Source organism: Glacieibacterium sp., assembly GCF_965200405.1.
GTDB lineage: Bacteria > Pseudomonadota > Alphaproteobacteria > Sphingomonadales > Sphingomonadaceae > Glacieibacterium.
On record NZ_OZ241356.1, the window covers coordinates 1,058,671 to 1,077,392 of the forward strand.

Here is an 18,722-nt window from a genome sequence, read left to right on the forward strand (position 1 = left end):
ACCCCCGGGCCGGACCTCACCCCGCTAGCGCCGCCGCGACCAGCGCATGCAGCAGCATCGTCGCCACCGGGTCCTGCCCGGGCGGGTCGGAGCTGATCCGGAAGGTCGTCGCCACCGTCTTGCCGCGCCCGAACCAGCGTTCGGCGACGATCGCCGCGGCCTTGTGCGCCCAGCCGACGACCAGCCCGGCGGGGACGTGCGCCTCATGCTCCCACGGCTTCATGCCGATCAGCACGGCGTGGGGGACGACGCGCTCGAACGACAGGTCGAACAGCGGGCCGTTGCGCGGGTGCGCCGGGATGCCGGCGAAGACGCCGCTGCGCTGCAGCCAGCTGAACGCGGTGATCCAGTCGCCGCGATAGATGTTGCCGTCGCGCCCCTGCGCGAACAGTCCCGGAAAGGCCTGGTCCATGTGGTACGGCACCGGCATCAGCGACGGCGGCTCGTCGGAGCGCAGCCAGGCGCTGGGGCCCTCCTCGTGGATCAGCAGCGCGCGGTGGCCGCGCCGCACCGCCTCGACCAGCGCCGTGTCCATCGAGCGGGCGACGGTCAGCGCGGCATCGTCGATGCTGTCGGCGATGCGGTAGCCGAGCGTCGCCAGGCGGTGGCGCAGGCCCTCGTCCTCGACCCACAACGCAGCCTCGGTCGCGGCGCGCGGGTTGGCGGGATAGATGCTCAGCGGCTCGTGGTTGCGCGCCAGCACGGTGCCGCGGCCATCGCGCAGGGTCAGGCGCAGCGTCGCCGCCACCGCGACATCGGCACAGCCCAGCATGATCGACGGCAGCGGCACGTCGACGACGCGGTTGGTCCCCGCCGCCGGCACCGGCACGCGGCCCGAACCGCCACCGCCGCCCTCGACCGTCCAGTCGAGCGTCGTGCCCGGCCCGACGAAGCCGCCGCCGGTCGCGACCTGCACCGAACAGTCGAGGCTCTCGCCCGACCAATAGCCCCAGCGCCGGAAGCCCGGCACGACGACGATGTCGGCGTTGACGTCGGCGAACGGCTCGTGGAAGGCGCGGAGATTGCGCTCCATGTCCATCAGGCCGTTGGATTCCCAATAGATGTCGGTCAGCTCGGTGATCACATAGCCCTGGATCGAGGCGCGGCTGCGGAGCTTTTCGATCTGGTACTTCAGGCCGGTGAACTGGAACCACTGCGTCGCGTCGATGAAGGCGTCGAAGCTGCCGAAGGCGCGGTCGAGGAAGAAGGTGCGGTAGCGCTGCTCCATGCCCTTGGGGTAGGCGACGCCCTCGCCCCATTGCGCGCCGGTCTCGAACCACCACGGGTCGACGGTGCCGCCGCGGCGCAGGTCGCGCGGGTTGGGCAGGCCCCAGACGCCGAATTCGGAGCAGACCAAAGGCTCGTCGCCGCGCCGCTGGGCATCGCCGTGCGGCGAGAAGGTCCAGTCCTCGCGGTTGGCGAAGCGGTCGGTGAGGTTGTCCCACTCGCCGCGCCGGTCGGGGACGCCGCGGTAATAGTGATAGTCCTCGATGTCGGTCTTGACGTGGAAATTGGGGAAGCAGGCGGAGTTGTCGACCGCCAGCCGGGTCGGGTCGTGGCGCTTGAGCCAGTCGTACTGCTCGATCAGCCAGGCGCGGTGGTCGGGATCCTCGGTCAGCCGGGTGCCCCAATCCTCGTTGATGATCGTCCAGGCGATGATCGAGGGGTGGTGACCGTCACGCGCGATGATGCCCTCGGCGGTGGTCCGCGCCCGCTCCGACGCTTTTTCCGAGAAGCGCTCGAAATTGGGGAATTCGGTCCACACCAGCAGTCCGAGCCGGTCGCAGATGTCGTAGTAGATCGGGTCCGGCACCTTGATGTGGCAGCGCACGGTGTTAAGCCCTAGCGCCTTCGCCTTCTTCATCTGGTCTTCGAGATAGGCGAGGTTGGGGACGGTGTAGAGCCCCTCCGGATAGTAATCCTGGTCGAGGGCGCAGCGCATGTACAGCGGCTTGCCGTTGAGCAGGAACTGGCCGTCCCTGGTGGTGATCGTGCGGAAGCCGAAGTTGCGGATGGTCGAATCGAGCACGGTGTTGCCGGTGACCAGGTCGACCGACAGCCGGTACAGCGCCGGGCGCTCGGGCGACCAGCTGGCGGGCTGGTCGACGGTCAGCCCGACCGGCACCAGCGTCCGCCCGGCGCAGTCGACGCGCGTCTGGGCGACCAGCTTGCCGTCCGGGCTGGTGATCGTGCAGACCAGCGTCGCCGTGGTCGCGGCCTCGGACACCACCACCGACAGGCCGACCGCGCCGGTGTCGAGGTGGGAGCCGAGGATGACCTCGCTGAGGTGGGCGGCGGCGCGAGCCTCGATCCACACCGACTGCCAGATGCCGCCCATCGGGCCGTACCAGCTCTGCTTGCCGTGCGGGATCTCCTGGAACGGGTGCTCCGGAAACTCCTTCCGGTCGTTCGAGGGCAGCGTCACCTTCACCTCGAGGGCGTTGTCGGCCCATAGCAACTCAGGCGGCAGCGGCACCTCGAACGCCAAATAGCCGCCCTCGTGGTGGAGCAGCAGGCGGCCGTTGATATAGACGTCGGCGATGTAATTGACCGCGCCGAAGCCCAGCACGACCTGCCGCTTGGCGAAGTCGCGCGGCACGGTGAAGTTGCGCCGGTACCAGGTGACGCCCTGGGTATCGCGGAGGTCGTCGAACTGCGCCTGCCAGACGCCCGGCACCTGGATGGCGCGCCACTGTTCCTCACGGTCGAGACGGAAGTCCCAGACTCCGTCGAGCAGGACCCGGTCCCGGTTCGGTGCGGCGGGAACGGGGAGGATAAAACTCATCGGCTACTGGTCCCGGAAACGCTTATTGTCGGAGCGAGGCGACATAACGGGCAGCGCTGGCCCCCACCTCGCCGGCACTCATCCCGGGCTTGTAGACGCCGGAGCCGAGGCCGAAGCCGCGCGCACCTGCCGCCAGCCACGGCCCCGTGGTTTCCGGGCTGACCCCGCCGACGATGAACAGGTCCGTGCCTTTCGGCAAGATGGCAAGCAACGCCTTGGCGACATTGGGGCTACTTGCCTCGGCGGGGAACAGTTTGAGGATGTGCGCCCCGGCCTCGAGCGCGGTGAACGCCTCGCTGGGAGTGAAGAAGCCGGGCGCCGAGACCAGCCCGGCACGCGCCGCCGCCGAGATGACGCGCGGGTCGCAGTTCGGCGAGACGATGATCTCGCCGCCGGCATCCTTGACGCGCTGGACGTCGCCGTCGGTCAGCACAGTGCCCGCGCCGATCGTCGCCCGGTCGCCGAACGCCCGCGCCAGGCGGGCGATGCTGTCGAACGGCTGCGGCGAATTGAGCGGCACCTCGATGACCTGCACCCCGGCCTCGATCAGCGCGGCGGCGACCGGCTCGGCCTCCTCCGGGGTGATGCCGCGGACGATGGCGATCAGCGGGCAGGCGGCGATCCGCGTGCGAAAATTCTCGACGGCACTGGCCTGTGGTGCGTTCATGCGGCAGCTCCTGCGATGGCGCGGATGCCCGCGATGAAGGCGGTGTCACCATCGACGATGGTGGTCGTGCGCCCGGCGCGGGCGAGGGCGATGGCGAAGCGCTCGGTCAGCACCGTCTCGCCGATCAGCGGGACGTTGTCGGCGCGGACCCGGCCCAGCCCGGTACGGACCTCGCTGCCGATCAGCAGGCCCGAGATATAGGACGACGCATCCTCCGCCGGCGCCGCCCCCAGCAGGACGCGCGCCCGCGTGCTGAACAGCTCGGCGGTCAGGTCGGGGTTCTCCAACGCATGGTCGACGCCCGCAATAAAGGCCTCGCCGGTGCCGGCGGGATGCGCCAGCAGGTCGGACAGGATCGACTTCGCCTTGAGCGCCGCGAAGATGTCGCCGGTCATCACCGAGCGGAAGCGCAGGATGCTCGAATCGACGATCTCGACCCATTTGCCATGTGTGCCGGGGTGCGCGACCAGCCCGTCGCCGATCGCCCCGAGCGCCAGCGCACCGACCAGCTGGACCTCCTCGCCGCGCATCACATCGGCGGCGGTGCCCTCCAGGTAGGACACGCCCGGCACGATGCCGACGCCCGGCTCGACCCATTTCACGCCCGCCGCCAGGGTCGCCAGCGTCGCCGGCGCCGCGACATAAGGCACCTCGACCCAGCCGCGGTTCGACCCGACCATGCCTGCCATCAGGATCGGCAGGCCGCCGCTGTCGGCGCGGATGCCGGCGACCTCGGCAGGAAAGTCGCTGCAGTTGAGGATGCCGTGGTCGTCCTCGCTGGACCGCAGGATGTTGCCCTGCGGATCGAGCACGAAGACCCGGCGGTTGGAGGTGCCCCAATCGACTGCGACGAGGCCGTTGCTGAGATCCATCAATTCGACTCGCGATGTACAGTGGCGCCCGGGCCGCTGCGGAGGAGGGACAGGCCGGCACCCCGGTCGGCTTGCAGCATCGTGTCGGCGCGGCGCCGTCTCGGGGTGTCGGTCATGCTCACTCCAACGTACGAAGCCGGGGATACGCCCATGCGTTTCGCTTTGCCAAGGGGCTGCGGGCGTGGATAACAGGCGAATGGACAGCGAAATCCCGCAAGGCTGCCGGCAGACTCCCCAGGACGGCTGGCGCTGCCTGTGGCCGTTGTCCTGCGAACTCGGCGAGGGTCCGGTCTGGGTGGTGCGCGACCAGTCGCTGTGGTTCGTCGACATCGAGGCCCCGGCGATCCACCGTTTCGATCCCGCCAGCGGCGACAGGTTCAGCTGGACCCCGCCATGCCGGGTCGGCTCGATCGCGCCGCGCGCGACGGGCGGCTTCGTCGCCGGGACCGAGCGCGGCTTCGCCCTGGTCGACCCGGTCGCCGGGACGTTCGAGCCGATCGACCATCCCGAGCGCCACCTGCCGACCAACCGCTTCAACGACGGCAAGGTCGATCCCGCCGGGGCATTCTGGGCCGGCACCATGGACGACAACAAGCAGGCGGCGCAGGGTTCGCTGTACCGGCTCGGCCCCGACCTGGAATGGGTCCGCAAGGACGACGGCTACCGCATCACCAACGGCCCGGCGTTCAGCCCCGACGGCACGGTGATCTATCACACCGACACCGTGGAACGCCGCATCTATGCCTTCGACCTGGCGGCGGACGGCACGCTGAGCGACAAGCGGGTGCTGATCGACTGGCCCCATGACTGCGGCAATCCGGACGGCATGACCGTCGATGCGCAGGGCTATCTATGGGTCGCCTGCTGGGGCGGCTGGGGCGTCCGCCGGGTCTCGCCGTCCGGGCAGATCGTCGCGAGTTTCGACCTGCCCTGCGCCAATATCACCAGCTGCGCCTTTGGCGGCCCCGACCTCGACCGGCTGTTCGTCACCAGCGCGCGCCAGGCGCTCGACGCCGACCAGCTCGAGGCACAGCCGCTGGCCGGGGGATTGTTCGAGCTGTTCCCCGGCGTCCGTGGCTGCCCGCCGGTCGAGTTCGCGGGCTAGCCTTCTGCTCCCTCCCCCCACGGTGAGCGCTTGCGAACCGAGAGTGGGGAGGGCCGGGGTGGGGGTTCTCTGGGTCGATCCGCGCAAGAACCCCCACCCCGGCCCTCCCCACTCTACGCTTCGCGTGGGGGGAGGGAGCAGGAAGCGGAGCCGCTCAGCCGCCCAGATACGCCTGGGTCACCATCCCGTAGAGCATCGGCAGCGACAGCACGAAGTTGGTGCGCGACGCCAGCATCGCGGTCCGCGCGCTGCTCGCCTTGACCGCGTCGTCGGCGGGGACCAGGCCGAGCGCGCGCTGCTGGTTCGGCCAGATGATCATCCAGACGTTCGCCGCCATGATGATCGCCAGGTACATGCCGATGCCGATGGCGCGGAAGCCCGGCTGGAGCGTGAACGCCTCGACGGTGTAGTGCTTCAGCCCGGCGACCCCGAGGCCGGTGACCAGCGTCGCGATGGCGCCCCAGCGGAACCAGAACAGCGCCTCGGGCGCGATGAATTTGGTCACCCCGCCCTTCAGCTCGGCGGGCACCTTGGGCATCGTCGGGATTTGCACGAGGTTGAAATAGTAGAGCAGGCCGATCCAGGTGATGCCGCTCAGCACGTGCAGGAACAGCACGAACGGCGTCGCATAGCCGTGATCCATGACGGCGGTGTGGAGGCCGATCGCCATGATCACCATCAGGACCACCGCGAGCAGCACCGAATATCTTAGATTGCCGAGTATCTTGCCCATCGCCGCGCCCCTTGTCGTTGAAGCGGGACCTTAGCGTGATGGACCGGATGCGCAACTAATGCTCGCCGGGGGTCGGCGTCATCATCGTCGACTTGCGCTGGCGCCATTGCCGCGCCGCGTCGCGTCGCCGGATCGCCCAGGCTTCCTCATACTCCTGCGGCCTGACCACCGGGACGATCAGGCACACCGATTGCGTCGGCAGGACGCTGTCCCAGTCCTGGATCAGCTTTTTATAGGCGCGCCCGACCGGCCGGATGTTGCGGTCGAGGTCGTACAGCCCCAGCGGGTTGACGTTGCCGGCGTCGTTTCGCAGCGCCGAATCCCAATCGACCTGGTCGGTCAGCGAGTACCAGGTGAAGCCGACGATCGGCACGCCGTCGTTCCTGACGCGCAGCACGCTCGCCCACTGCTTCCACAGCCAGTCGACCGACGCGGTGCCCTCGGCATTGTCGTTGAGATTGGTCTCGGTGTGCATCACCGGCAGGCGGTAGCGGTCGTAATATTGCCAGGTGATGCCGTCATAGCCGAAGACCTCGCCGGCGGCCCGGCTGCTGCCGTCGGCGGCGACGCGGTGCTCGTTGGTGACGTAATAGTCGTTGCCCATGATGCAGTGCTGCTTGAAGCGATTGTCGAGGAAGAAGCGGTACTCGTCCTTGGTCATGCCGTTATCCATGACGTACTCGTACATCTCGGAATCGATGCGACGGCCGTAATTCAGGTCGAGGCTGAGGAAACGCATCGAATTGAGGATCTCGGCCGGCTTGATCGCCTTGGGGTCATCGGCGTGGTAATATTCCGACGATTCGGACTGGATGAAGATCGCATCGGGGCGGATGTCCAGAATGCTGCGCATCGCCAGGACATTGGCCTTGACCAGCCCCTTCAGCGCCGTGACGAAGCCGAGGTCGGTGCCGAGCTGCTCGTTCCACCAGCCGTAGCGGCCCGAGAACAGCGCGCAGATGAACATCTCGTTGACCGGGGTGTATAGCTGCACCCACGGGTATCGCGTCGCGAAATCGGTGGCATAGCCGCCGAACAGGCGGGCGAAGTCGGGGTTCTGGAAATTGCCGATCCAGTCCGGCACGCCGAAGTGGCACAGATCGACGATCGGCGAGATGTTGCGCCGGTGCAGGTCGCGCATCGTCAGGTCGCAGAATTCCCAGTCGTATTTGCCCTCGCCCAGCCAGGTCGTGTGGATCGGCGGGCCATAGCGGAGGTACTGGATGCCCAGCTCCTCCACCGCATCGAAGTCCGCCTGCCAATGCTGGTAATGGCCGCACTTCGCCATCTCGTCGACGCGCTTGCCACCCACCGTGGGATAGCTGTTCTCGATACCGGTAGCGAACATGAACATGGGCAATAACCTTGAGTTTGCCGGATAGTTGGCAGACGAGATTTAGTTGCTGATCCGGAACAGGTTCCGGCCGGAGAATGAGGCTGATGTGCCATAAGGCATGTGGCGGTTGCCTCTGGCCTAGCAGCTACGGGCAAATCAACCGCCAACAGGAGGTGATATTATTGCCAATACTTGAGGTTGCAACAGTCGTTATCGCGTTTGCGGCGCTGGTGGTCTCGATCATCCGCGCGGCTCGCGATTAGCGGCTGGGGGCGAGCGGCTAGCACCGCTCGCCCCATATGAAAAGGACCCCGCCTGCTAGCACAGGCGAGGTCCGGAGATGTTTGCCAACATCGAAGTTGCACACGCTGCATACGCTGATCGGGCCGGATTATCTACCCCCGCCCCATCAACGCCAGCACTTCCTTCCGCGACCGGTCGTCGTCGCGAAAGACGCCCATCATGCGGCTGGTGGTCATGGTGACGCCGGTGGTCTTGACCCCCCGGGCGCTCATGCAGGCATGCGTAGCGTCGATGACCACGGCGACGCCGACGGGATCGAGGTGATGCTGGATGCAGTCGGCGACCTCGGCGGTCAGTCGCTCCTGGACCTGCAGGCGGCTGGCGAAGCCCTGCAGCACGCGCGCCAGCTTGGAGATGCCGACGACGCGGTTGCGCGGCAGGTAGGCGATGTGCGCGACGCCGGTGATCGGCGCCATGTGATGCTCGCAGTGCGACTGGAACGGGATGTCACGCAGCAGCACGATCTCGTCATAGCCGCCGACCTCGGCGAAGGTGCGGCTGAGGTGGAGGCCCGGATCCTCCTCATAGCCGCGGTAATATTCCCGGAACGCGCGGGCGACGCGGGCCGGCGTGTCGAGCAGGCCCTCGCGGTCGGGATCGTCGCCGGCCCAGCGGATCAGTTCGCGCACCGCAGCTTCGGCGCGGGCTGCCGCGTTGTCGTCTGGGGTCCGGTCGCCTGGCTGTTCGTTCATGCTGGCGTTTAGACGTGGAACGACCCGGCCTGACAACCATGAAAGTGTCGCACTATATGCAAGCGCGACTTGGGAGTGAGCGATGACGGACATGGTGCAGATCGTCGAGGTCGGGCCGCGGGACGGTCTGCAGAACGAGAAGGAGGTCATCGGGACCGCCGATAAGCTGACGCTGATCGGGCGGATGATCGACGCCGGGGTGCGGCGGGTCGAGGTCGCGTCCTTCGTCAATCCGGCGCGGGTGCCGCAGATGGCGGACGGCGAGGCGGTGATCGCGGCGCTGCCCGACCGGCGCGACGTGTCCTATATCGGGCTGTGCCTCAACAAGCGCGGCGTACTGCGGGCGATCGAGTCGCGGCAGGGCGGCCGGCGCGGCGTCGACGAGGCGGGCTGCGTGGTCGTCGCCTCCGACAGCTTCGGGCAGCGCAACCAGGGCCAGACCATCGTCCAGGGCATCGAGGAAAATCGCGCCATGCTGCGGCTCGCCGCGAGCGAAGGGCTGGTGCCGCAGGTGACGATCTCCGCCGCGTTCGGCTGTCCGTTCGAAGGCGCGGTGCCGGTGGCGACGGTGATCGACATCGCGCGCGAGATGGCAGCGGCTGGGGCGGTCGAGATCGCGCTGGCGGACACCATCGGCGTCGCGGTCCCGGCACAGGTCGCCGACTTGTTCGGGCGGCTGGCTGAATCGGCGCCCGGGGTGCGGATGCGCGCGCATTTCCACGACACCCGCGGCACCGGCATCGCCAATGCCTGGGCGGCGTACCAGGCGGGAGTGCGGGTGCTCGACACGAGTCTCGGCGGGCTCGGCGGCTGCCCGTTCGCGCCGAACGCGACGGGCAACATCGCCACCGAGGACCTGCTGTTCCTGCTCGACCGCAGCGGCGTCGCCACCGGCGTCGATATCGACCAGGCGATCGCCGCCAATCGGTGGTTCGCCACCGTCCTCGGCCGGCCGTTGCCGTCGATGGTGGCAAAGGCCGGCAACTACACCGGCTGAGCTATTTCGTATCGTCAGCCTTCTTCTCGGTCGACATGCCGGGTGCGGTGCGCTCGACCTCGTTGCCCGATGGCCCGCCACTCTGGGCGTTGCTGCCGGCGCTGTCGTCGTCCTTGAAATTGCCCTTGCCCGGCTGGCCGCCGAGCGAGGTGCCGCCCGCCTTGCCGTCGTCGGCCTCGGCGCCGTTCGGCCGGCCGCGGCGCTGCGCTTGGCCTTCGTCGGGCGGCAGCGGCGCCTTGTCCCGCGCCTCGGCGCTCACTTGTCCTGCTCCGATTCCTGGTTCTCGGGCACCGGTGCCGCCGGATAGGCCTCGCCGACCTCATCGCCGCCGTCGATATCGGCGCGCGCATCGACGTTGCCAAAGCCCAGTTCGCGGTGGTCATTGGTCAAAGGTATGGGGGCGATCGGCTTGGCGTCGGCGTCGGCTTGGGCCATGATGGGTCTCCTTGATCCGACCAACAAACGCCGCGATTCAGACGGCGTTCCGAGAGGCAGCCCGCTTGACCGCTCCCGATCGCTACCCCGTCCCCGCAGCCGCGGCGGCGCGCACCCTGACCAATGCTGCGCAATATCAGGAACGCTACCGGCGCTCCGTCGACGACCCCGACGGCTTCTGGCGGCAGCAGGTCGACCGCCTCGACTGGACCGCCAAGCCGACGCGCATGGGCAATTGGAGCTGGGATCCGGTCGACATCCGCTGGTTCGAGGACGGCACGCTCAACGCCAGCACCAACTGCCTCGACCGCCACCTCGCCGAGCGCGGCGAGCAGGTCGCGATCGTCTGGGAGCCCGACGACCCCAGCCACGACGTCCGCCGCCTGACCTACCGCGAGCTCCACGCCGAGACCTGCCGCATGGCCAACGTCCTGGCGTCGCTGGGCGTTTCGCGCGGCGACCGGGTGACGATCTATCTGCCGATGATCCCGGAGGCGGTCGTCGCGATGCTCGCCTGCGCGCGGATCGGTGCGGTCCACAGCGTCGTCTTCGGCGGTTTCTCGGCCAAGGCCATCGCCGACCGGCTGCGCGATGCCGACAGCCGCTTCATCGTCACCGCCGATTGCGGACGCCGCGGCGGGCGGACCTTTGCACTGAAGGCGACGGTCGACGAGGCGCTGGCCGATGCGCCCGGCGTCGAGGGCGTGCTGGTCATCCGCCATACCGGCGGCGACGTGCCGATGACCCCGGGCCGCGACCATCTGTGGCAGGACCTGCGCGACACTGCCGGCGAAATCTCGGACCCGGCGACGATGAATGCCGAGGATCCGCTCTTCATCCTTTATACCAGTGGCTCGACCGGCAGCCCGAAGGGCGTCGTCCACACCACCGGCGGCTATCTGCTGTGGGCCGGGCTGACCTTCGAGACGGTGTTCGACTATCGCCCGGGCGAGCTGTTCTGGTGCACCGCCGACGTCGGCTGGGTCACCGGGCACAGTTATAACGTCTATGGCCCGCTGTCGTGCGGCGCGACCGTACTGCTGTTCGAGGGCATCCCGACCTTCCCGGCCAGCGACCGGTTCTGGGCGACGATCGCCAAGCACAAGGTCAATGTCTTCTACACCGCGCCGACCGCGCTGCGCGCTCTGATGCGCGACGGCGACGAACCCGCCGAGAAGCACGACCTGTCGAGCCTGCGCCTGCTCGGCACCGTCGGCGAGCCGATCAACCCCGAGGCGTGGCGCTGGTACTACCGCGTCATCGGGAAGGAGGCGCTGCCGATCGTCGACACCTGGTGGCAGACCGAGACCGGCGGCATCATGATGACGCCGCTGCCCGGCGCCTCGGTAATGAAGCCCGGTGCGGCGACCGCGCCCCTCTATGGGGTGGTGCCGGAACTGGTCGATGCGGAGGGCAAGTTCATCGAGGGACCCGCCAGCGGCAACCTCGTGCTGACGCGCAGCTGGCCCGGGCAGGCGCGGACGATCTACGGCGACCACGAGCGCTTCGTGCAGACCTATTTCAGCACCTACAAGGGCTTGTACTTCACCGGCGACGGGGCGCGGCGCGACGAGGACGGCGAGTGGTGGATCACCGGGCGCGTCGACGACGTCATGAACGTCAGCGGCCACCGCCTGGGAACAGCGGAAATCGAGAGCGCGCTGGTCGCTCACGAGCATGTCGCCGAGGCCGCGGTCGTCGGTTTCCCGCACGATATCAAGGGCCAGGGCATCTACGCCTATGTCACGCTCAATGTCGGTGTCGAAGCCGATGCGGCGCTGCTGGGGAAGTTGCGCGCCAGCGTCCGCGCCCTGATCGGCGCGATCGCGACGCCCGACCACCTTCATATCACCCCGGCGCTGCCCAAGACCCGCAGCGGCAAGATCATGCGCCGCATCCTGCGCAAGATCGCCGAGAACGACTTCGCCAGCCTGGGCGACACGACGACGCTTGCCGATCCGTCGGTGGTCGACACGCTGATCGAGGGTCGGCTCAACCGCTGAGGGTCAATCCTCGTCGAGCTTGTCGGCGGCGTCGATCAGGCGCTGTCCGGTCGGGCGCGCCGCCGCACCGGTCAGCGACGGCGATGTCTGGGTTTCGAGGACGATCTCGTCGCTGACGATGCTGACCTGCAGCGGGGTCTCGACGAGGGGCGGCTGCTTGCCGGGAACATTGATCATGGCCTGTCCTTCCAGCCGGATCAAAGCCGCAGGAAGGGGGAACGTTCCCGGGAAGAGGGTCTTGCTTCCCTGACCCTCAGGCCGCTTCCGCTACCCGCGCCAGCGCGCACATGCTCCAGATCTCGCTCAGCGCCGAGACCAGCCGGTCGACGTCCGCATCGGTGTGCACCGGCGAGGGCGTGATACGCAGCCGCTCGGTGCCCTTGGGCACGGTCGGGTAGTTGATCGGCTGGACATAGATGCCGTGCGTGTCGAGCAGCCAGTCGCTGATCATCTTGCAGTGCTTGGGGTCGCCGACCATCACCGGGATGATGTGGCTGGGGTTGTCCATCATCGGGATGCCGATGGCGTTCAAGCGGCGCCGCACCTTGGCGACGCGCTCCTGGTGCGCCTCGCGCTCCACGCTGCTGGCCTTGAGGTGCCGGATGCTGGCGGTCGCCCCGGCCGCAAGCGCCGGCGGCAGCGCGGTCGTGAAGATGAACCCCGAGGCAAAGCTGCGGACGAAGTCGCACATCGCGTGCGAGCCGGCGATATAGCCGCCCATCACGCCGAACGCCTTGCCCAGCGTCCCCTCGATGACCGTGACCCGGTCCATCAGCCCCTCGCGCTCGGCGATGCCGCCGCCGCGCGGGCCGTAGAGCCCGACCGCATGGACCTCGTCGAGGTAGCTCATCGCGCCGTGCTTCTCGCAGACGTCGAGGATCTCGGCGATCGGCGCGATGTCGCCGTCCATCGAGTAGACGCTCTCGAACGCCACCAGCTTGGGCACATCGCGCGGCAGCGTCGACAGCAGCTCGTCGAGGTGCGCGACGTCGTTGTGGCGCCACCGCAGGCACTTGGCGCGGCTGTGGCGGATGCCCTCGATCATCGAGGCGTGGTTGCCGTCGTCGCTGAGCACGACGCAGCCCGGCAGCTTGGCCGCCAGCGTGCCGAGTGCGGCCCAGTTCGAGACATAGCCCGAGGTGAACAGCAGCGCTGCGTCCTTGCCGTGCAGGTCGGCAAGCTCGCGCTCCAGCACGACATGCGCGTGCGTCGTCCCCGAGATATTGCGCGTCCCGCCGGCGCCGGCTCCGCAGGCCTCCAGCGTCTCGTGCATGGCGTCGAGCACGTCGCGGTGCTGGCCCATGCCGAGATAGTCGTTCGAACACCACACCGTCACGTCACGCGTGCCGTCGCCGTCATACTGCACAGCGCGCGGGAAAGCCCCCGCCTTGCGCTCCAGCTCGGCGAAAATGCGATAGCGGCCTTCGGTCTTCAGACCGTCGATTTCCGCGCGGAAAAGCGATTCGTAATCCATGGGGCTACCCCTTACTCCCGCGAACCCGCAGGTTCCTAGCCGCTTTGTGACGCAGCGTTACTGGGTTTTCAGGTAAGCGATGATGTCGGCCCGGTCCTGCGGCGCCTTGACCCCGGCGAAGTACATCTTGGTGCCGGTGACGACGGCGCGCGGTGCCTCGATGAACTCGGCCAGCTTGGGCTCGGTCCAGGTGATACCGGAAGCCTTCATCGCGGGCGAATAGACATAGCCCGGAACCGCCCCCGCCTTGCGTCCGACGACGGCATGCAGCGACGGACCCATGCGGTTCACGCCGGCGGTGGTGACGTGGCAGGCGGCGCAAAGTGCGAACAGCTTGCCGCCGTTTGCCGCATCGCCCTTGAGCGCCGCGGCCGGTGCGGCGGGCGCTGCCAATACCGGCGCAGCGGCCACGAGCGCCAGGGCCAAAGTCGAAAACATGACGGTACGATCGAACATCCACATCCCCATAGGTCGTTTATCGGCTTATGCGCCCTCGTACATGAACGGCGACCAACTGCAATCCGACGACTCTCAGCTGGTGGGAGCAACCGGCAGCACGGCGGTCGGCGCCTGGCTCAGCGCCGTCTCCTCCAGCGCGCCCAGGCCGCGAATACCGGCCTGGTAGCGTCGCGCCGACTGGAGCCAGCCGGTGGTGCCGCGATTCGCGTCGGCCGGCAGCTTCTCGACCTGCGCGATGGCGCGCGCGACATCGCCGGCGACCAGCGCCCGGTCGGCCTCGACGATCGGGTCGTCGTTCGCGCCGGAGCGGCTACGCACCTGGATGATATCGCCGATGCCGGCGGTGAAGCTCTCCCACCAGCTGCGACCGGCGGCGGTGGCGGCCGGCTTGCCGCGCAGCTGGACTAGGCCCTGCCGCAGCCCGGCGATGGTCACCGGCGCGGCACCGAGCGCGATCACCGCCTCGACCGAGGGACCGTCGCGCTGCGCGAACAGGGTCCGCAATGGCTGCGTCAGGCCGGGCGACCAGGCACCGCGCTCCAGTCCCCGGCGGGCGGCCAGCACGACCAGCGCACCCTGCGCCCGGTCGGCATCGGCGCGCGCCGCCTGGAGCGTCAGCACGGTCTGGCCCGCCGTCGCATCGACCCGCCCGGTCAGCGCCGCGACGCTGCCGGTCAGTGCATCGATCCGCGCCGTGTTGGCGGTGGCGGTGCGGTCGAGGCCGTCGATGCGCGCCTCGGCTGCGGCGACGCGCTCGTTGGCGCCGGTGGTGGCCGTCGGGGCGAGCAGGCGCTGGACCGGGCGGGCTTCGAGCGCCTGGACGCGGGCTTCGAGCGCCGTGATCTCGGCACGATTGGCGACGACTTCCGGCGCCGCGGCGGCGATGCCGGTGAAGCCCGGCAACTTGCTGCGGACGCTGCGCTCGAACCACGGGTTGGCGATCAGGCCGAGCGCGAAGGTCAGCAGCATCGCGGTCAGGATCCACGGCAGCACGGCGCGGCGCGGCGGCGGCGTCAGGCGGATCGGCTGTCCAGCCAGCCGGGCGCGCAGGCGGTCGGTCGCGTCCTGCGGCTCGGTTTCGGTCGAATCCATTTGCGCTCCAGTCGGTTCAGCCGGGCTTTTCGCACGTCAGGCCGCTGGCCGCAAAGAGCGCGTCTTCGTCCGGCGTGAGTGCGACCATGACGTTGCGCCAGCCGGGGCCGAGCGCGGCGGCGACGCCCGGGCTGAGCGCGGCAACGGCAAGGCCAGACCGCGCGGGGCCGGCGACGCGCGCGAGCTGGGTCGCGGCGCGGGCCGAATAGACCAGCACCAGGTCGGCGGCAGGAAGCGGCGCGTCGACGGGGTCGACGGCATAGAGCTCGCGCACCGTGATTGTCAGGTCGGGCGGGGCAGCGGCGGTACGATCGCGCCCGGCGAGGTGGAGCAACGACCGGATACCGTCGCCGGCGGCTGCGGCGAAAAGTGCGGCGGCATCGCCCGGGCCGGTGCGGATGTCGTGGAACCCGGCGGCGCGGGCGGCGGCTGCGGTCGCGTCGCCGACGGCATAGACGGGCAGGTCGCGGTAGGCGCCGAGGGCCGGGCCACCGTGTTCGAGGGCCTGCGCGCTGGTGAAGGCGATGGCGTCGGGGGCCTCGACCGGCGGAGTCCAGTCGAGCGGGCGGGCGCTCATCAGCGGGACGACGAGCGCCTGATGGCCCAGTGCCGCGAGCCGGGCGGCGGTGCGCGAGGCGGCGGGCTCGGGCCGGGTGACCAGGACGCGCATGGCGGGGCGAAGCGCCGGGCGCTCAGCCGAACTGGGCGCGCAACCGGGGGCTTGCCCGGGCCAGCAGGTCGACCGCTAGGTCCGCCACCGCGGTCGCGGCGAGGCCCCGCGTCGATTCGACCGAGCCGCGCTGGCGCTCCCTGCCGTCCTCCGCGATGATCTCGCCGGTGAACGTCACGCGTTCGCCCGTCACCCGCGCCAGTGCAGCGACCGGCGAGTGGCAGTCGGCAACCAGCGCCGCGAGGAAGCCGCGCTCCAGCAGCACCGCCGCATGCGTCTCGGCATGGTCGATCGTCTCGACCAACTCCGCGGTCGCGACGTCGCCGGCGCGAATCGCGATACCGACCGCGCCCTGCGCCGGGGCGGGCAGCCAGTCCTCGATCTCCAGCGGCACGCCGTCCGACATGCCGAGCCGCTCCAGCCCCGCCGCCGCCAGCAGCGTCGCATCGAAGTCGCCCGCCGCGATCCGCCCGAGCCGCGTCGCGACGTTGCCGCGTAGCATCTCGATGCGCAGGTCGGGACGGATGCTGAGCAACTGCGCCGCCCGCCGTGGGCTGGATGTGCCGACGCGCGCGCCCTCGGGCAAGCTGGCCAACGACGACGCGCCGATCAGTCGGTCGCGGACATCGGCGCGCGGCAGCATCGCGGCCAGCGCGACATGGCTCGCCAGCGTCGTCTCGACGTCCTTCATCGAGTGCACCGCCAGGTCGATGCGGCGGTCGGCCAGAGCAGCGTCGAGTTCCTTGGTCCACAGCGCCTTGCCGCCGATCTCGGCGAGCGGGCGGTCCTGGACGCGGTCGCCGGTGGTCGTCACGACCACCGTCTCGCACGCCGTGCCATGCGCCGCCAACGCCGCGGTCACCATCGCCGCCTGTGCCAAGGCGAGCGGCGAGCCTCGCGTTCCCAGCCTGAGACTTGCGGTCATGCGGCCAGCTTGTGCTAGGGCGTCGTCATGTCCGCAAGCCCCCTCGTCCTAGGTATCGAATCGAGTTGCGACGAGACCGCCGTGGCGCTGGTCCGCGGCGACCGCACCATCGTCGCCCAGGCCGTTGCCAGCCAGGACGAGATGCACCGCCCGTTCGGCGGCGTCGTCCCCGAGATCGCGGCGCGCGAGCATGTCGAGAAACTGACGCCGATGGTGGCGCGCGTGCTGGCCGAGGGCGGCGTCACGCTGGCGCAGGTCGACGCCATCGCCGCGACCGCCGGGCCGGGGCTGATCGGCGGCGTCATGGTCGGGCTGGTCACCGCCAAGGCGCTGGCTTTCGCGGGGCGCAAGCCGCTGATCGCGGTCAACCACCTGGAGGGCCATGCGCTGAGCCCCCGCCTGATCGCGCCGGACCTGCAATTTCCGTATTTGCTGCTGCTGGTTTCGGGCGGCCATTGCCAGCTGCTCGCGGTCGAGGGGGTCGGGCGCTATCGGCGGCTGGCGACGACCATCGACGATGCGGTCGGCGAGGCGTTCGACAAGGTCGCCAAGATCCTGGGGCTCGGCTTTCCCGGCGGCCCGGCGGTCGAGCGGGCGGCGCGCAATGGCGATCCGCGCGCCGTACCGCTGCCGCGCCCGCTGGTCGGCACGGCGGAACCGCATTTCTCCTTCGCCGGGCTGAAAAGCGCCGTGCTGCGGGCGCGCGCGACGGGCAATTTCAGCACCGACGACCTCGCCGCGTCGTTCCAGCAGGCGGCGACCGACTGCCTGATCGACCGGACGCGCCGCGCCATCGACATCATGCCCGAGGCGACGGCGCTGGTGGTGGCGGGCGGTGTCGCCTCCAATGCCGCGATCCGCGCCGCGCTGGCCGAGCTGACCGCCCGGCGCGACCTGCCGTTCGTTGCGCCGCCGCCTTGGCTGTGCACCGACAATGCCGCTATGATCGCCTGGGCGGGGGCGGAGCGACTGGCGCTCGGCATGGTCGATGGGTTGGAGGTCGCCGCGCGCCCGCGCTGGCCGCTCGACCCGGGAGCCGAGACGGTTCGCGGCGCAGGGGTGAAGGCATGAGCATCGGGATCGTCGGCGGCGGCGCCTGGGGTACGGCGCTGGCCTGCCTGATGGCGGGCAAGGGCGTCGACGTGCGGCTATGGGCGCGCGAGCTGGCGGTGGTCGAGAGCATCGCGGCGGGCAAGGACAACCCGCGCTTCCTGCCCGGCGTGTCGCTGCCGATGGGCATCACCGCGACCAACGACCTGCGCAAGCTGTCGCCGTGCGGCATCTGGCTGGTCGTCGTGCCGGCCCAGCATCTGCGCGCGACGCTGGAGGCTGCCCGCCCCGAATCGCGGACGCTGGTGCTGTGCGCCAAGGGGATCGAGGCCGGCACCCACCAGTTGCTGGCCGAAGTCGCCGCCGAGGTCGTGCCACAGGCGGAGCTCGCGGTGCTGTCGGGCCCGACCTTTGCCGCCGAGGTCGCATCGGGCAAGCCGACCGCGGTGACGCTGGCCTGCGCCGATGCGCGGCTGGGGGCGTCGCTGGTCGACCTGCTCAAGACGCCGACGTTCCGGCCCTATCTGACCGACGATGTCGTCGGGGCGGAGATCGGCGGCGCGGTCAAGAACGTGCTGGCGATCGCGTGCGGCGTGGTGATCGGGCGCGGCCTCGGCGAAAATGCCCGGGCGGCGCTGCTCAGTCGCGGCTATGCCGAGATGCTGCGCTTCGCCGTGGCGCGCGGGGCGCGGGCGGAGACGCTGGCGGGCCTGTCCGGGCTGGGCGACCTGGTGCTGACCTGCGGCTCGGCACAGTCGCGCAACATGAGCCTCGGCATCGCCATCGGCGAGGGGCGGCCGGCGGCGGAACTGCTCGGCTCGCGGGTGACGGTCGCCGAGGGTGCCGCGACCGCGCCGGTACTGGTCGAGGCGGCGAAGGCGGCGGGCGTCGAGATGCCGATCGCCGAGGCAGTCGCGGCGCTGCTGGCAGGCGCAAGCGTCGGCCCGGTGATCGACGCGCTGCTCAGCCGACCGCTGCGCTCCGAGGGCTAGGGCTTCTTCCTGCTCCCCTCCTGGAACGGGAGGGGCTGGGGGTGGGTCTTACACAAGGTCGGCGGCCCGAGTTTATGCCAAGTCCCACCCCCGTCCCCTCCCGTTCCGGGAGGGGGGCAGTAAGCTCGGCAG

The 18,722-nt window shown here is 69.5% G+C and carries 19 protein-coding genes; 5 read left to right on the forward strand and 14 right to left on the reverse strand.

All coding sequences use genetic code 11. From position 1 onward, the window contains the following. Positions 1–16 precede the first annotated feature (16 nt). From ACOFKW_RS04705 to ACOFKW_RS04715, 3 genes are read right to left on the reverse strand one after another with little or no spacing between them, the layout of a single operon-like run. Positions 17–2,785, reverse strand: coding sequence for a glycoside hydrolase family 2 protein (locus tag ACOFKW_RS04705; RefSeq protein WP_419816193.1), 2,769 nt, complete (start codon positions 2,783–2,785; stop codon positions 17–19). Between the two features lie 22 nt (positions 2,786–2,807). After that, complete coding sequence (locus ACOFKW_RS04710) at positions 2,808–3,452, reverse strand: 2-dehydro-3-deoxy-6-phosphogalactonate aldolase (RefSeq protein ID WP_419816194.1); 645 nt, start codon at positions 3,450–3,452, stop codon at positions 2,808–2,810. Beyond that, a complete protein-coding gene (locus ACOFKW_RS04715) occupies positions 3,449–4,324 on the reverse strand; it encodes a 2-dehydro-3-deoxygalactonokinase (protein WP_419816195.1) in 876 nt (291 codons plus the stop codon). Before ACOFKW_RS04715 ends, ACOFKW_RS04710 begins: the two co-directional genes overlap by 4 nt. A 196-nt stretch (positions 4,325–4,520) precedes the next feature. Between ACOFKW_RS04715 and ACOFKW_RS04720 the strand changes: the two genes are divergently transcribed. Then, positions 4,521–5,429 (forward strand): SMP-30/gluconolactonase/LRE family protein, encoded by a 909-nt coding sequence (locus ACOFKW_RS04720; protein WP_419816196.1) that lies wholly within the window; start codon positions 4,521–4,523, stop codon positions 5,427–5,429. A 154-nt stretch (positions 5,430–5,583) separates the two neighbouring features. Here the strand turns inward: ACOFKW_RS04720 and ACOFKW_RS04725 are convergent, their stop codons facing one another. The 3 genes from ACOFKW_RS04725 to folE form a co-directional block, all read right to left on the reverse strand. Continuing rightward, the gene (locus tag ACOFKW_RS04725; RefSeq protein ID WP_419816197.1) at positions 5,584–6,162 is read right to left on the reverse strand and encodes a urate hydroxylase PuuD; all 579 of its coding nucleotides are present in this window, start codon (positions 6,160–6,162) and stop codon (positions 5,584–5,586) included. 55 nt (positions 6,163–6,217) lie between these two features. Further along, on the reverse strand, positions 6,218–7,516 hold the full coding sequence (locus ACOFKW_RS04730; protein WP_419816198.1) for a family 1 glycosylhydrolase: 1,299 nt from the start codon (positions 7,514–7,516) through the stop codon (positions 6,218–6,220). 377 nt (positions 7,517–7,893) lie between these two features. Continuing rightward, positions 7,894–8,493: a GTP cyclohydrolase I FolE gene (folE, locus tag ACOFKW_RS04735; RefSeq protein WP_419816199.1), complete on the reverse strand. Its 600-nt coding sequence runs from the start codon at positions 8,491–8,493 to the stop codon at positions 7,894–7,896. Positions 8,494–8,575: 82 nt separating this feature from the next. On the opposite strand from folE, the gene ACOFKW_RS04740 reads away from it, so the two are divergent. Next, positions 8,576–9,490, forward strand: coding sequence for a hydroxymethylglutaryl-CoA lyase (locus ACOFKW_RS04740; RefSeq protein WP_419816200.1), 915 nt, complete (start codon positions 8,576–8,578; stop codon positions 9,488–9,490). 1 nt (position 9,491) lies between these two features. Here the strand turns inward: ACOFKW_RS04740 and ACOFKW_RS04745 are convergent, their stop codons facing one another. Further along, entirely contained in the window at positions 9,492–9,749 is a 258-nt protein-coding gene (locus ACOFKW_RS04745; RefSeq protein ID WP_419816201.1) for a hypothetical protein, read from the reverse strand. Continuing rightward, positions 9,746–9,925 carry a hypothetical protein gene (locus ACOFKW_RS04750; RefSeq protein ID WP_419816202.1) on the reverse strand — a complete coding sequence of 60 codons (180 nt, stop codon included), beginning with the start codon at positions 9,923–9,925 and terminating at the stop codon, positions 9,746–9,748. Before ACOFKW_RS04750 ends, ACOFKW_RS04745 begins: the two co-directional genes overlap by 4 nt. A 65-nt stretch (positions 9,926–9,990) precedes the next feature. Here ACOFKW_RS04750 and acs point away from each other — a divergent pair, with 65 nt between their 5' ends. Further along, the gene (acs, locus tag ACOFKW_RS04755) at positions 9,991–11,928 is read left to right on the forward strand and encodes an acetate--CoA ligase (RefSeq protein WP_419816203.1); all 1,938 of its coding nucleotides are present in this window, start codon (positions 9,991–9,993) and stop codon (positions 11,926–11,928) included. A gap of 3 nt (positions 11,929–11,931) precedes the next feature. On the opposite strand, the gene ACOFKW_RS04760 is transcribed toward acs, so the two are convergent. The 6 genes from ACOFKW_RS04760 to hemC all read right to left on the reverse strand — a co-directional run bounded on the left by ACOFKW_RS04760 (position 11,932) and on the right by hemC (position 16,548). Next, entirely contained in the window at positions 11,932–12,105 is a 174-nt protein-coding gene (locus ACOFKW_RS04760) for a hypothetical protein (RefSeq protein ID WP_419816204.1), read from the reverse strand. 76 nt (positions 12,106–12,181) lie between these two features. Then, entirely contained in the window at positions 12,182–13,402 is a 1,221-nt protein-coding gene (hemA, locus tag ACOFKW_RS04765) for a 5-aminolevulinate synthase (RefSeq protein ID WP_419816205.1), read from the reverse strand. A 57-nt stretch (positions 13,403–13,459) separates the two neighbouring features. Then, positions 13,460–13,858 (reverse strand): c-type cytochrome, encoded by a 399-nt coding sequence (locus ACOFKW_RS04770; RefSeq protein WP_419816206.1) that lies wholly within the window; start codon positions 13,856–13,858, stop codon positions 13,460–13,462. Positions 13,859–13,933: 75 nt separating this feature from the next. Continuing rightward, positions 13,934–14,953, reverse strand: a complete 1,020-nt coding sequence (locus ACOFKW_RS04775; RefSeq protein WP_419816207.1) for a hypothetical protein — start codon at positions 14,951–14,953, stop codon at positions 13,934–13,936. 16 nt (positions 14,954–14,969) lie between these two features. Next, the gene (locus ACOFKW_RS04780; RefSeq protein WP_419816208.1) at positions 14,970–15,623 is read right to left on the reverse strand and encodes a uroporphyrinogen-III synthase; all 654 of its coding nucleotides are present in this window, start codon (positions 15,621–15,623) and stop codon (positions 14,970–14,972) included. Between the two features lie 22 nt (positions 15,624–15,645). Then, positions 15,646–16,548 carry a hydroxymethylbilane synthase gene (gene hemC / locus ACOFKW_RS04785; protein WP_419816209.1) on the reverse strand — a complete coding sequence of 301 codons (903 nt, stop codon included), beginning with the start codon at positions 16,546–16,548 and terminating at the stop codon, positions 15,646–15,648. A 27-nt stretch (positions 16,549–16,575) separates the two neighbouring features. Between hemC and tsaD the strand changes: the two genes are divergently transcribed. Together tsaD and ACOFKW_RS04795 are read left to right on the forward strand one after the other, a co-directional pair. Continuing rightward, complete coding sequence (gene tsaD, locus ACOFKW_RS04790) at positions 16,576–17,619, forward strand: tRNA (adenosine(37)-N6)-threonylcarbamoyltransferase complex transferase subunit TsaD (RefSeq protein WP_419816210.1); 1,044 nt, start codon at positions 16,576–16,578, stop codon at positions 17,617–17,619. After that, positions 17,616–18,590, forward strand: coding sequence for an NAD(P)H-dependent glycerol-3-phosphate dehydrogenase (locus ACOFKW_RS04795; RefSeq protein ID WP_419816211.1), 975 nt, complete (start codon positions 17,616–17,618; stop codon positions 18,588–18,590). The genes tsaD and ACOFKW_RS04795 overlap by 4 nt, the downstream gene beginning before the upstream one ends. The last annotated feature ends 132 nt before the right edge of the window (positions 18,591–18,722 follow it).

Excerpts from the sequence above, each read along its gene's own strand:
- folE (WP_419816199.1), bottom strand. The coding sequence starts at position 8,493 with ATGAACGAACAGCCAGGCGACCGGACCCCAGACGACAACGCGGCAGCC.
- ACOFKW_RS04795 (WP_419816211.1), top strand. The coding sequence starts at position 17,616 with ATGAGCATCGGGATCGTCGGCGGCGGCGCCTGGGGTACGGCGCTGGCC.
- hemC (WP_419816209.1), bottom strand. The coding sequence starts at position 16,548 with ATGACCGCAAGTCTCAGGCTGGGAACGCGAGGCTCGCCGCTCGCCTTG.
- ACOFKW_RS04730 (WP_419816198.1), bottom strand. The coding sequence starts at position 7,516 with ATGTTCATGTTCGCTACCGGTATCGAGAACAGCTATCCCACGGTGGGT.
- ACOFKW_RS04780 (WP_419816208.1), bottom strand. The coding sequence starts at position 15,623 with ATGCGCGTCCTGGTCACCCGGCCCGAGCCCGCCGCCTCGCGCACCGCC.
- ACOFKW_RS04770 (WP_419816206.1), bottom strand. The coding sequence starts at position 13,858 with ATGTTCGATCGTACCGTCATGTTTTCGACTTTGGCCCTGGCGCTCGTG.
- ACOFKW_RS04710 (WP_419816194.1), bottom strand. The coding sequence starts at position 3,452 with ATGAACGCACCACAGGCCAGTGCCGTCGAGAATTTTCGCACGCGGATC.
- ACOFKW_RS04715 (WP_419816195.1), bottom strand. The coding sequence starts at position 4,324 with ATGGATCTCAGCAACGGCCTCGTCGCAGTCGATTGGGGCACCTCCAAC.
- ACOFKW_RS04740 (WP_419816200.1), top strand. The coding sequence starts at position 8,576 with ATGACGGACATGGTGCAGATCGTCGAGGTCGGGCCGCGGGACGGTCTG.
- ACOFKW_RS04705 (WP_419816193.1), bottom strand. The coding sequence starts at position 2,785 with ATGAGTTTTATCCTCCCCGTTCCCGCCGCACCGAACCGGGACCGGGTC.
- ACOFKW_RS04760 (WP_419816204.1), bottom strand. The coding sequence starts at position 12,105 with ATGATCAATGTTCCCGGCAAGCAGCCGCCCCTCGTCGAGACCCCGCTG.
- ACOFKW_RS04750 (WP_419816202.1), bottom strand. The coding sequence starts at position 9,925 with ATGGCCCAAGCCGACGCCGACGCCAAGCCGATCGCCCCCATACCTTTG.
- tsaD (WP_419816210.1), top strand. The coding sequence starts at position 16,576 with ATGTCCGCAAGCCCCCTCGTCCTAGGTATCGAATCGAGTTGCGACGAG.
- ACOFKW_RS04720 (WP_419816196.1), top strand. The coding sequence starts at position 4,521 with ATGGACAGCGAAATCCCGCAAGGCTGCCGGCAGACTCCCCAGGACGGC.
- hemA (WP_419816205.1), bottom strand. The coding sequence starts at position 13,402 with ATGGATTACGAATCGCTTTTCCGCGCGGAAATCGACGGTCTGAAGACC.
- ACOFKW_RS04725 (WP_419816197.1), bottom strand. The coding sequence starts at position 6,162 with ATGGGCAAGATACTCGGCAATCTAAGATATTCGGTGCTGCTCGCGGTG.
- ACOFKW_RS04775 (WP_419816207.1), bottom strand. The coding sequence starts at position 14,953 with ATGGATTCGACCGAAACCGAGCCGCAGGACGCGACCGACCGCCTGCGC.